General features: G+C 41.2%; 9 protein-coding genes. 8 read left to right on the forward strand and 1 reads right to left on the reverse strand.

From position 1 onward, the window contains the following. Positions 1 to 16 precede the first annotated feature (16 nt). The 8 genes from QZL88_RS19330 to QZL88_RS19365 all read left to right on the forward strand — a co-directional run bounded on the left by QZL88_RS19330 (position 17) and on the right by QZL88_RS19365 (position 11,130). Entirely contained in the window at positions 17 to 406 is a 390-nt protein-coding gene (locus QZL88_RS19330) for a hypothetical protein (RefSeq protein WP_296944162.1), read from the forward strand. Between the two features lie 79 nt (positions 407 to 485). Further along, the gene (locus tag QZL88_RS19335; protein WP_296944165.1) at positions 486 to 908 is read left to right on the forward strand and encodes a polymer-forming cytoskeletal protein; all 423 of its coding nucleotides are present in this window, start codon (positions 486 to 488) and stop codon (positions 906 to 908) included. 300 nt (positions 909 to 1,208) lie between these two features. Beyond that, positions 1,209 to 3,509 carry a TonB-dependent receptor gene (locus QZL88_RS19340; protein WP_296944168.1) on the forward strand — a complete coding sequence of 767 codons (2,301 nt, stop codon included), beginning with the start codon at positions 1,209 to 1,211 and terminating at the stop codon, positions 3,507 to 3,509. A gap of 20 nt (positions 3,510 to 3,529) precedes the next feature. Further along, positions 3,530 to 4,930: an HmuY family protein gene (locus tag QZL88_RS19345; RefSeq protein ID WP_296944170.1), complete on the forward strand. Its 1,401-nt coding sequence runs from the start codon at positions 3,530 to 3,532 to the stop codon at positions 4,928 to 4,930. Between the two features lie 105 nt (positions 4,931 to 5,035). After that, a complete protein-coding gene (locus tag QZL88_RS19350) occupies positions 5,036 to 9,253 on the forward strand; it encodes a cobaltochelatase subunit CobN (protein ID WP_296944172.1) in 4,218 nt (1,405 codons plus the stop codon). 213 nt (positions 9,254 to 9,466) lie between these two features. Further along, positions 9,467 to 10,183, forward strand: coding sequence for a hypothetical protein (locus tag QZL88_RS19355; protein WP_296944174.1), 717 nt, complete (start codon positions 9,467 to 9,469; stop codon positions 10,181 to 10,183). A gap of 9 nt (positions 10,184 to 10,192) precedes the next feature. After that, a complete protein-coding gene (locus QZL88_RS19360) occupies positions 10,193 to 10,795 on the forward strand; it encodes a MotA/TolQ/ExbB proton channel family protein (protein ID WP_296944176.1) in 603 nt (200 codons plus the stop codon). After that, on the forward strand, positions 10,792 to 11,130 hold the full coding sequence (locus QZL88_RS19365) for a DUF2149 domain-containing protein (protein ID WP_296944179.1): 339 nt from the start codon (positions 10,792 to 10,794) through the stop codon (positions 11,128 to 11,130). Before QZL88_RS19360 ends, QZL88_RS19365 begins: the two co-directional genes overlap by 4 nt. A 204-nt stretch (positions 11,131 to 11,334) precedes the next feature. Here QZL88_RS19365 and QZL88_RS19370 read toward each other — a convergent pair whose 3' ends face one another. Continuing rightward, complete coding sequence (locus tag QZL88_RS19370; protein ID WP_296944181.1) at positions 11,335 to 13,491, reverse strand: FISUMP domain-containing protein; 2,157 nt, start codon at positions 13,489 to 13,491, stop codon at positions 11,335 to 11,337. Positions 13,492 to 13,569 lie beyond the last annotated feature (78 nt).

The raw sequence follows: 13,569 nt of genomic DNA on the forward strand, positions 1-13,569 counted from the left end.
TAAAATAAATGAGCTCATGGATAATATGCAACAAATATTGATGAAAGAAAGTAAAAATGGTTCTGATAATAACCAGATATACCTGTATAAAATTAATGATTATTGGTTTGCATACGAATATTCGGCATTTTATCTATACTCTATTTGTTGTGTTGATGCCGTTTTTAAATATACAGAGCCTGAAAATAAGAAAACAATACTGATATCAGTATTGAAGAATGGATATGAAAAGGCTGGTAATCCTCAACTAAGGGTTGTAGAAAGAACAGAACATCAGATGGTTCTCAATTGCGGGATTAAATGTAAAGGTTTTCAACAATGGAAAGATGGGTGGATAACCTTGTTCAAAGACCGGTATTTTGTCCAGATTATTCAGGAGTTTTATCGCTCATTGTGTAAATTATGAACGAAGGATAGTAAGATAGTTTTCTTTGAGTTTCATTTATTTAAATATCAGAAGTCAAAAATCTTATAAAAAGTTGAATATGTTTAATAAGAAAAATAATATATCAGGTATTATATCAACAGCCTCTTTAGATAAGGCGCATAGCGTTCTGTCTCAATCAACAATGTTTTCGGGTGAGATAAATTCAAAAGGAGATCTTCGGATTGACGGCAGTATCGAGGGTAATATTAATTGCGAAGGAAAAGTTATAATTGGCCCCGATGGCAGAGTAAATGGTAATATCAAAAGTAGCAGTATCGAGTTGATGGGTAAGATTAACGGCGATGTTATTGCCTATGATATTGTTCGGCTTAAATCATCATCTTATTTCAAAGGAGAGATAACAGCTTTAAACTTAGAGATTGAGGCTGGTGCAAATTTCTTTGGTACCTGTAAGATGGTTACAGAACAAGATACGATTGAGAATGCAACTATTATACCTGAAGTACTAGCACTTGAATAACTGTTTTGTAAAAACGAGGAATAACTGAAATTTTTATAAGTACACTTTTCTTGCTTTAAATTAGCCTGTTACATATTGTTGTGACGGGCTTGTTTAATTTTGATAATATGGCTCCATGATTATATCTATACTCATTAATAGGTACAGTTAATTTTAATTTTCATTATTTTTAGGGATTGTACAGGCTATACCTTACCCGTACATTTGTAATCGTAAAATTGGCACTATTATACTGAATTTTATGAAAAAACAATAATCCCGGATATTAATTTAAAATATCTAATATAATTCTATAAACATATGTTAAAGTATATATTTATAGTGATTGCTCTCTTTGCAGTCACCTTGAATACTATTGCGCAAAAAACGACAAAAGAAAGAGTCTCAGGAATAGTGAAAACTACTGATGGACAGCCGGCTGAGTGTATCTCAGTCTCTTTGAAAAATACAACTTACGGTTGTATAACAGATGAAAATGGTCACTTCGAATTTGATGCTCCTGCCGGGGAATATATCTTAGTTGTATATTCTATTGCAGCTCATCGTAAAGAAACTCCTGTTATTATTAAAACTAGTGATTCAAACTTCTTTCCAGACCTTACTATTATAGAAAATAAAAACCAGTTGGAAGAGGTGGTTGTAACCGGACAGTTTACCCCACAGTCGCTTCGTAACTCTCTTTACAAAGTAAGGGTGATTAATAATCAGGCCATACAGCAAAAAGCAGCGACTGATATGCAATCGTTGTTGAATACCGAGATCGGGGTACGGATTACCAATGATATAGCTTTGGGAGAGAATAAGTTTGAACTGATGGGAATGGGAGGCAATAATATAAAAATACTCGTCGACGGTGTACCCCTTGTAGATAGAGGGGCAACCAAGCAAAGCCTGAGCCAGATAGATATAAATACGATAGAACAGATCGAAATTATAGAAGGTCCCATGTCTGTCATATATGGTACCGATGCCTTGGCCGGAGTGGTGAATGTGATAACCAAAAAGGCTAGAGTGGTACCCGACAGGAATACATACTCCGTATCTGCACGTGTGCAGGAAGAGACGATAGGAGATGAATATGAAGCATTTTCGGGAGAAGGTATCCACAACGAAAGCCTGAATCTGAACTGGGGGTCAAAAACAGGCATCTATCTCGATGGTGCATACTCGCGTAACGTCACAGGAGGATGGAGAGGCGACGAAGTGGGACGAGCCAGAACATGGGCACCCAAGGATCAGTTCTACTACGACGTAACTGCCGGATATAAGAAAAAAAACTTGAATGTATGGTATCGCCTTAGTTATCTCGATGAGACGACATTTAAACCGGAAAATCCCAAAACAGAAACTTCAAACGAAATTGTAGACGTAGATTACCTTGTCGACAGATATACCCACAATATGCAAGCAGATTGGAAAGTAAACAATAGGCTGGGTTTCAATGTGGTTTCGTCCTATCAGGATTACAAACGGCGTACACGTACGATTGTTTCTGATTTGGAAAGCGGTGAGAAATGGTTATCGACAGATGAATCGGCTCAGGATGTATCCAAATTTCAGGGCATCTTTACACGAGCAACAGCTACGTGGAAAGCAACATCCAATATCGACTTGCAACCCGGAATCGAATACAACTGGGACAAAGGCTCTGGTGGGCGTATATTCGGAGAACCTGATATTTCTACGTTTGCCGCTTTTCTGTCAGCCGAATGGCGTGCTACCGAATGGTTCAGTATTCGCCCGGGAGTGCGGTCCATTATAGCTGCCGACTACGATGCTCCGGTGGCCATTCCGTCGGTAAGTACAAAGTTTTCGCTAAATCCTGATATGGATCTGCGCCTGTCGTATGCATACGGCTTCAGAGCGCCTACATTACAGGAGTTGTACTTCTCTTTTCACAATGCCAATCACGACATAGAGGGCAATCCGGATCTGAAAGCCGAATACTCCAACAATTTCACAGGCTCTTATACATGGCGTATATTTCACAACGAAACTATAAGACTTACCTCCACACTGTCTGCTTTCTATAACGATTTTCAAGACCGTATAGAGACAGCTTATGAATCGGAGAATTCGACCAAAACAACATATAAGAATATATCTAAGTATAAAACAACCGGCGGAACGTTCGAGAATGCTTTGATGTGGAAAAATCTACAGGCAAATATCGGCTTCTCTCTGGTTGGGCGTTACAACAATCTGCAAGACAACGAAGATGTAGCAGCCGAAAATAAAGATATGCCCGATTTTCGTTTCTCTCCCGAACTGAGTGCGAGTATCACTTATCATATAACAAAGAGTAAAACTAACCTTAATCTGTTTTACAAATTTACAGGTAGCCGAGACGAGTATCAGTACGATAGCACGACCAAAGAATTGTATCTCGGAGGCGTAGGTAGTTTCCACTGGGCTGATTTTACAATTAGCCAGCGCGCAGGTAAATATCTGAATATAAATGCCGGAATTAAAAATATATTTGATATAACAACCGTAAGAAACACCGCTGGAGGCAGCGGGCACGACGTAAGCGGGCCTTCTACACTGAAAGGTTGTGGACGTTCCTACTTCGTCGGTTTGAGTTTTCTTTTTAATAAATAATTAATCAATAAATAGACAAAATGAAAAAATTATTCTACTTATTTCTTTTTACGGCCTTGATGGTCTTCAACTCGTGTAGCGATAGTGAAGACGATGTGAAATTGCCGGATATTACGGTCAACTTTACATCTACTGAATTGGGTCTCGACGAAGATAATCAATCTATAGACGTTACTATAAACCTGAGTCGTAAAGCCGAATCGGCAATTGATGTCACACTGGGAGTTACAGCTACAGGAGCAGTCTATGGGACACAATTTACTACAACACCAGCCGTTGGAAGTGATAAACTTGTAGTGAATATTCCGGCAGGAAGTACATCTGCTTCATTTAAAGTATCTAAAGTTAGTAACGCTTTATTTGAAGGTACAGAAACTCTGGCTTTTACTATATCTTCAATATCTGTAAATGATGGTATCGTTATTGGTGATAAAAAAGAGGCCACACTGAAATTCGGAGCAATAGTATCGGAAGGTCAGAAGCTGACTCTTGAAGGAAAAGTAGGTGACATAGCTTATGCTAATTCTGTATATGTGGATTTAAGTAGTAATACGCAAACTCCAGTTGACCGTAAGAGTTGGAATTTAGGATTTTATGGTGGAAATGATTTCAAGGTCGTATTGAATGGAGCTTATGCCACTACCGCAACAGCTTCTACCAAGACAGATATTACAGCAATAACTCTTGCTGATGCCGAAGCCGCAAAAGACATTGCAGCAAGTCCGATGACTACAGAAGGATTATCTACAGAAGTAATAGACAGTTTTGACGGAGATCTTACTAAAACCGTATTTGCGACAATATCGGCTACCGATAGTGAGAATAAGGTTTATTTTGTTGCATCGGAAGGAAATAAAACTAGCCGTGATCAATGGTATAAAGTAAAAGTTAGCCGTAACGGTGAGGGGTACAAAGTACAGTATGCCAAAGTTAGTGAGACCACAATCAAGACTGTAGAGATAGCTAAAAATACAGCTTATAATTTCACATTCTTGTCTCTGGAGACAGGCACAACGGTTAATGTAGAACCGGAGGCTAAGAAATGGGATATAGTATGGGGATATAACATCGGTTCTACGATGGGTATGCCATACTTTATGCAAGACTTGGTACTTATCAATAATGTAGCCGGAACAGAAGCTGTGCAGGTGATGGTGGCAGATACCAAATACGAAGATTTCAACGAATCTAAATTAACAAGTCTTACATTTTCTAAAGCCCGCAACGTGATCGGTAGCAATTGGCGTGTAACATCTAATATGGGTGGTTCTACAGCTCCTCTTGGCATACAGTTCGACCGCTACTATGTAATAAAAGACGCCAACGGATTCTATTACAAATTGCGTTTCCTTACTATGGGATTGGCTAATGACAAGGGCGATAGAGGACGTCCGCAAATAGAATACGCATTAATTAAATAAAAGCATATCCAGATAGAATAAATACAAGTATGGCAGATCGATTCTTTCGGTTTGCCAACTTGCATTAAAGTATCTGGCAAATAAATTAAGTAACTATTACTAAGTATGTCTAAGTCAAAAGTTATAATTATAATATGCGCTGTATTGCTAATTATTGTCGGATGGATCGCTTGGGCTAAATTTGCTTCCACCACCAAGATCGGTCTTGTCAATTTTCAGCAGTTTCAGGTTACCAGCCTTATAAAGTCAAATACAGACGATTTTATAAGCTTTGAAGAAGTATCTCTCGACGATCTCGATAAACTGAAAAAGTATGATTTCGTTTTGGGATTTGGTATGGGAATGAATGTTTCGGCAGAACAGCGTAATAAAATACAAGGTGCTGCCGATAACGGAACACCGATTTATATCTATGCTGCTACTAATCCCGATAATAATATATGCAGCCTCGACAGTATACAGAAAGAGAGCGTTTCTTCATATATCAGTAATGGTAACAGGAAAAATTATCAAAGTCTGGCAAGGTATATCCGTCAGCATATTGATAAAAAGTCATTCTTTGTTACTCCAGCCGATTCGGTAGTGGAGAGCGCATCCGATGTGCTTTACCATTTAGACGACAATGTATCGTTCAACACAGCAGCCGAATACGAAAAGTATATCAAAGAGCATAACTTCTATAAAGAAGGCGGGGCTAAGATCGCCATAGTAGGCGGACTTAACGATCCCTTTAGCGGAAACAGGGCCAATATAGACAGCATGATTGTTTCGTTCCAAAATGCAGGGATGAACGTTTACCCTGTTTCATCGGCCATGAAACGTCTCGATTTTCTGAAACAAATACAACCCGATGCCGTAGTTTATTATGCACATGGCCGTTTGGCTATGGGGCAGGCCGATGCCGCAGTGGAGTGGCTCAAAGAAAGGAATATACCTATATTCTCACCTCTTACTATCCTGCAAACGAAGGAAGATTGGATGAAAGACCCGATGGGAATGTTCGGTGGATTCATGTCTCAAAGCATCGTTATGCCCGAATTGGACGGGGCTATCTATCCGTATGTAGTCAATGCTCAGGAAGTTGATAAAGACGGCTTATATCTCTTCAAGGCTATACCCGATAGGTTGAAGAATCTGACACAGATCGTCAATAATTTCATCAGCCTGAAGAGAAAAAGTAATGCAGATAAGAAAGTTGCTATCTATTACTTCAAAGGAGCAGGACAGGAAACGCTCACAGCCCAGGGACTGGAAACAGTGCCATCTCTTTACAACCTGCTAAAACGACTAAAAGCCGAAGGATATAAAGTAGACAATCTGCCTGCAACAGAGTTGGAGTTCGAAAAACTGCTCATGGCTCAGGGTGCAATCCTAAGCACCTATGCCGAAGGAGCATTCGACAACTATCTGAAAAACGGAAAACCGGCATTGGTCGAAAAATCAGAATACGAATCGTGGATACATCAATCGCTTTCGGATGAACTATATGCCGATGTAGTAAATACATACGGAGAAGCTCCCGGAGCATACATGAGCGTTCACAAGGACAACAAATACTATCTGGCAGTTGCCCGTATCCAACTCGGAAATATTGCACTTCTGCCTCAGCCTATGGCTGCACTCGGGGGTGATGCCTTTGCCATTGTCCACGGAGCTAAATCAGCACCTCCGCACACATACATCGGAGCATATCTGTGGTCGCAGTATGCTTTCAAAGCCGATGCTATGCTGCATTTTGGTACACATGGCAGTCTCGAATTTACTCCTCAAAAGCAAGTAGCCTTGAGCAGCAATGACTGGCCAGACCGTTTGGTAGGGACTATTCCGCACTTCTACTATTATACCATTGGCAATATCGGAGAAAGTATGATGGCCAAACGCCGTTCGTATGCTACCACACTATCGTATCTGACACCGCCGTTTATGGAAAGCAATACCCGTTCGCAGTTCAAAGTTTTACAGGATAAGATCCGCGATTATTACAAGACGGATGAGGCTCATCAGTCAAAAGCTTCGCTGGCAGTGAAGAAAATTGCCGTGCAGATGGGATTACACCGCGAATTGCGATTAGACAGTGTTCTTAGCTCTCCCTACACTACGGCAGATATAGAACGCATCGAAAATTTCTCGGAAGAGATTGCCAACGAGAAGATGACAGGACAATTGTACACCACAGGGATACGATACGATGCTGAAAAGATAAAATCGTCTGTATTAGCTATGAGTGCCGACCCTATTGCTTACAGTCTGGCAGCACTCGACAAGCAGCGAGGTAAGGTTACCGAACAGCAATTGAAAAACAAAGTTGTATTCACCCAGCGTTATTTAGAACCAGCCAAAGTATTGGTAAATCAAGTATTGAATGGCAAGACTGTAGACAGTACATTTATTTGCCAAGTGGCGGGTATTCAGACAAAAGACCTCAGCGAAGCAAAAAAAATACTCACACCGCCACGTCGCGGTATGATGGCAATGGCAGCATCGTCGGGTGCTAATGGAAAACCTGCCGCCAAATCGGGTGGGGGACATCCTTCGTGGATACCCAAAATAGGAGAAAGACCGGAGGAAACAAAAACCAAAAAAGAGGAAGCTCCTAAGCCGGCCGAAAAGCCTAAGAAACCCGAATTTACGAAAGAGCAAAAAGACCGTGCCCGTGCTATTACGGAAGTAGAACGCACGATCAATAATATCGTCAACTATAAGAATGCATTGGTACAGAGCCCCGAATTGGAACTAAAATCTATCCTAAATGCACTTTCGGGCGGCTATATCGCTCCATCATCGGGTGGCGACGCCGTGGCAAATCCGAATGCTGTGCCTACCGGACGTAACCTCTATTCTATAAATGCAGAGGCTACCCCATCGGAAGTAGCTTGGGACAAAGGAATCACCCTTGTAAATGCAACGCTGGATCGGTACAAGAAGCAGCATGGAGAATATCCGAAGAAAGTGAGCTATACATTCTGGAGCAGCGAGTTTATCGAAAGCGAAGGAACTACTATTGCGCAGGCTCTTTACATGCTCGGTATAGAGCCGGTGCGTGATGCTTTTGGCAGGGTATCGGACATTCAGTTGATTTCGTCCGAGACCTTAGGTCGTCCTCGTATCGATGTTGTAGTACAGACTTCGGGTCAGTTCCGTGATCTGGCTGCATCCCGCCTGTCTCTGATTACGCGCGCTGTGGAAATGGCAGCTTCGGCCAAGGATGATAAGAATGGCAACTATGTATCTACCAGTACAACCGAGATCGAGCGTCAGCTTGTAGAACAGGGCATACCGCCAAAGAATGCGCGTGAAATGTCTACCCAGCGTGTGTTTGGAGGTATCAACGGTATGTATGGTACAGGCATTCAAGGTATGGTTACCAGTGGCGATAAATGGGAGAGCGAGAAAGAAATAGCCGATACCTATATCAATAACATGGGTGCAGTGTACGGTAGCGATAAAGAATGGGGCGAATACAAAGCGGGACTTCTTCGTGCAGTGCTACATAATACGGACGTTGTAGTACAGCCTCGCCAAAGCAATACATGGGGAGCATTGAGCCTCGACCATGTATATGAATTTATGGGAGGAATGAATCTGGCTGTTCGTGAAGTGACGGGTAAAGACCCGGATGCTTACTTTGCCGATTATCGCAACCGCAACAATGCCAAGATGCAAGAACTTAAAGAAGCTATCGGAGTGGAGTCTCGCTCTACGGTTTTCAATCCGGCTTATATCAAGGAAGTAATGAAAGGCAAGGCTTCGAGTGCCGCACAAATAACTGAAGTGGTGACCAATACCTATGCATGGAACGTAATGAAGCCCGACGTTGTCGACAACGAGATGTGGGACGAACTGTATGATGTATATGTAAAGGACTCGCACAATCTGGGTGTTCAGGGTTTCTTTAAGCAGGAAAATCCGGCAGCAATGCAGGAGATTACCGCCGTAATGTTGGAAACCGCCCGCAAAGGAATGTGGAAAGCATCGGAACAGCAATTAGCCGATGTAGCCAAACTACATACCGACTTGGTAAATGAATTCGGCGCAACAGGATCAGGCTTTTCGGGTTCGAATGCGAAGTTACAGAATTTCATTGCACAGAAATCTACTCCTGAGAATGCATCAGGCTATAAGCAACAGCTTCAGAAGATGAAGACCGCAGATGCATCGTCCGACATCAACAAGAGTGGAACCGTACTGAAGAAAGACTCGATGAGCCAGTCTGACAATGGCGAAGAAAACCCATTGAACGGTATCATTGTCGTTGCAGTCGTTTTGGTTGCATTCCTTGCACTATTGTTCGTACTGCGCAAAAAACGTAAGAGTAATAACTAAGAAACTGTTTAAATTTTAGTAAATGAAGCATTTTGAATCTAAAACGGCTCTTATCTTGTCAGAAATTTTATTGTTTAGCCCGCTAAACTCAAAAATTTTGACTTCGAAACAGCTCGTTTTATCCTTCAAAATCATATTCTTGAAAAATTTAAACAGATTCTAAATATAGAGGTCGGAGACGTTGTCTGTACGATTTCTCCGACCTATTATTTTATGGAATTAATTATACAGATATTAATGCTTTTTATTGTTATAAATTGCATTGTAAAACTAAGTTTCTGGAAGCCTTGGCAGGCAGCTATATTTGGTCTGGTTTGTGCTGTTTTCGTCTTGTGGACGTGTCAGTATGCCACCATGCAGTCGAAGACCCAATTGGCCGACTATCTCAAAAACATAAAGGTGATGCAGGATGCCGCCGTACTCATAACCATAGAGTCGGCCATTTGCTTTGCCTTCTGCTTTGCCGCCTTGCGGGATATGTTCGGCAAGAAAGTGAAACGCTGGATACAACCTCTCTATTGGTATCCTAGTTTACTGATATTCCCCGTATTATTCTATCTCCTCACTCAGCTGATATTCAGTTTTCCGGGAACGGATTTCGATACCATATCCTATATTTTGGCCGTGGCCACTCTCCTTATTCTTCCGGCTTTGAGCTATTTGGTAAGATATGTATATCCCGAAAAGGAACTAAGGCTGGAGGTGTATTTCCTTGTCAGCCTTTTTGTATGCATTATAGGTCTGATAACTACCGTGAATGGAAATGTGACTTATGCCGCAGTAGAGGAACAACTGAATATAAAAGCCTTATTGCTGTCTTTGGGATTGTTCGGTACAGCTTTTGTACTGGGCTTTTTCTGGAATAAGGTAAAATGGATAATCAGACAAAAGAAAGAATCAAAGAACAAATTATCACAATCAACTAAATAAGAATTATTAATGGAAGCAATTTCAAAAGTATTATTCTGGGTAGCCAATAGTTTACTTATACCCGACATTATTATCCTGTTATTCCTTTTTGCACGCTCACTACTGCTAATCGGTAGTTTCTACAATCAGTTTATGGTAAAAAGGAAAAACGACAAAGAATTGAACAATAGAATTAAAAATCTAAATATAGCAAATCTGGATACGCTGAAAAGCTCGTTGCCCGAAAAGGACAACTCTCTGTTTGTCAGATGTCTTCGCGATTTGCTTACCACTCCCGCCAGCGATGCCTATTCCGACTATCTGATCTCCAACTTTGAGAATGAAGCGGAGAAAGATGCATCTCTATCGAAACTACTAGCCAAGATGGGACCTGTACTGGGGCTTATCGGTACATTGATAGCCATGAGTCCGGCTTTGGTTGGACTATCTACCGGCGATATATCAGGGATGGCTTACAATATGCAGGTTGTATTTGCGACCACCGTTGTAGGGCTTGTTGTTAGCGCTGTCGGTCTGGTTACGCTTCAGTTCAAGCAACGCTGGTATGCCAAGGATGTGAATAATCTGGATTATGTGTCTAGAATACTAACCGAAAAACGAGAACAGGTATGAGACGAGGACAAAGAAGAATCAGTAAATTCTCGAAAGAAGAGGATACCGATCCGCTAAGTGTGATCGTAAACCTTTTCGACGTGGCAATGGTTTTTGCTGTGGCTCTGATGGTGGCCATGGTGATGCATATGAATATGACAGAGGTTTTTACACAAGAGGACTATACAATTGTAAAAAATCCGGGCAAAGATAACATGGAGATCATCACCAAAGAGGGGAATAAAATAAACAAATACACCCCGTCTCAAGACCAGTCTTCGACTCAGCAAAAGGGCAAGAAAGTGGGTATAGCCTACGAATTGGAAAACGGCGAAATAATCTATGTGCCCGAATGATATAGATAAAGAGTACGCTCTTCATTAAATACTATTTAATCGATAAGGAACTACAGGCGATATGGCTTGTAGTTCCTTTTTTACTAATCAAATATCAATTGGCAGGCTGCTTTCTCATTGGTCGCTTCTTTTATTGACTAATGATTTATAATAATATATTTGATAAACAGTGGTTTATTTGTTATCTTTTATGACAAATTCTTATTACAATGAACTCTTTTTGCAGCGGACTGATTGTAAGCGCGTTTTATATATACTTCTTCTGGATACGCCTCCATTCCGAATCGCCAGGGCCCGTTCCCATGCATCATCTGCCGAAAATTGCGAAGAACTCCAAAAATTTGTATCCCATCCACGATGTTGCTGGTACATGATATCTGGGCTGATTCCATCCTCTTTACCTGTTATTCTGCCAACCATTATAGCGCTGAATCCTCCCGATTTAGGTTCTTTACTATAATTTAGAGAGCCTATTTGATAAGCAAAAAAATTACCATCTAAAATAGGGCATATTTCTTTCATGGCAGCTCCATGTCCCAAATGATTATCCCCAATGGGATTGCCTCTGAACCATATATCTGTGTTCCAGGAGGGATTCCACCCCACAGGAGTGGTAGAGGAAATATGTGTATTCCATACTGTAATATCTGTCATATCATACATGCCATATTTGTCGATATTTTCATAAATTTCTTTCTCCAGCTCATGCCATTCCTCATCTGAGGGCAAATGCCATCCATTCGGACAAATACCCTGTATTGGCTGGTTGGGAGTGGTATTTGCTTCATCTGTATTATCCGTTGCGTTGTAATTGCGTCCGCTCGCAGCGTACCAATTGTAGAGAAGTCCTTCTTCCCAGCGCCAATCAGTAGGAGTGGCACCCCAATCCAAAACTGTTCCCGGATCAAAATTAACTGCTCCTTTTTGAGGGTAGGCGTACTTAGGATTTCCCGAATCCTGTAATTCTGTCGATATATCAACATAGGGTTTTAATTCTTTTGTCCCATTGCTCCCTGCAGAATAGGCAGTAGTTGCAAGATTTGTTGTCATCCAACGTCCTGCGCTCCCAAAATAAGCCGAATAAAAAGGCTTTCCCTGCTCGTCGGTATGCCTCAATGCCCTGTCACTCCACATAGAGGGGTCGTTTGGTGCATTTTCAGGAGCATCGAAATCCCCAGACCGGCACTGTACCAGATGTACCTCCACTGGGTACATACGGGCTGTCGAAGCGGCATCTGTAAAATTAATCACCCCGATTTCCTTTCCTCTCGTTCCATCTATATTGACATTATAAGTAGGAAAATATGTTTTTGCAAAAGGATAAGTACCGTCGATGGTGTTCTTTCCATCCGATACCGGAATATTGATTTCATCTACGATTCCTGTAGTAGTTGTACTATAAGTTCTGTTCCATACCAGATTACTATAAACTTCTATCTCATTATTTGGAGTTGATAAAAAACGATAGTAATCCGCACCCGAAGGATTCAATGATGTGCTGTTGCGAAAGCGATAGCCAAACTCTTGCAGTTCGCCGCTATATCTGCTAACTACCAACCGATAATTTGTCTGGTTCATTCTCACCTGAACTGCTTTTTCAGAATAACACTCATTTCCCGGAAGCTCAAATGTCAGGATCGTTTCCCGGCTTTTGAACGGATCGCTGATATTCGCATTTCGGCTGGTAATAATATCCGACATGTCATTTAGATGGAAATTAAAGGTTACGGGGCTGATGGTTGCCGGATTAGGAGTCCACGAGGTGGGATGATCATCTGGGTTAACAAAATTCAGACCACCAAAAGCTGAGGCTGCAACAGCCGTTCTGTTCATGCTACCTTTTGTGGCGTCTGACCAGTTAATAGGCAAACTGAATTTTTTGTCGGAAGGAAAAGTTCGTATATCCAATCCACTTGGAAGATGAACCAATAGAGTATTGTCGTCTATCTTTTCTGTCGCCGGGTAAGTAGACGTTAAATCAGGAGGAGAAATCCCAGCCTTTACACCAAGTAAAGGTACCCAACTCTTTCCTTCCCATTGATATACACCTTTACCGAAGCCATCGCATTGGTTTAAGTTATATACAAGAAGCCCTATGTGTAATGCATCTTGTTCATCCTTTACTATACTTGTATAGTTTGGATCCTCCTTGAACATAGGAAACAATTCATTCTTTGCTGTCAATTTAACTCTGGGGAGAACCAACCCTCTCGTAGAATTTGCACCATAATTAGAATTTTCTTTAAGATCTAATATTGCCCCTGGAGAGGGGTTTAATGCTGATCCAATCGTCACCTGAGCACATATTGTCATTGGCGAAGTTAATGCTATCAGTGTAGCTAGTATTAAGATCTTTTTCATATAAAATTATGCGGAATAAAACATTACAGCCTCTCCATCTATGGAAAAAATGGACAAATAAGGACACATATCTCCAAT

Source organism: uncultured Dysgonomonas sp., from assembly GCF_900079725.1.
Taxonomy (GTDB): Bacteria; Bacteroidota; Bacteroidia; order Bacteroidales; family Dysgonomonadaceae; genus Dysgonomonas.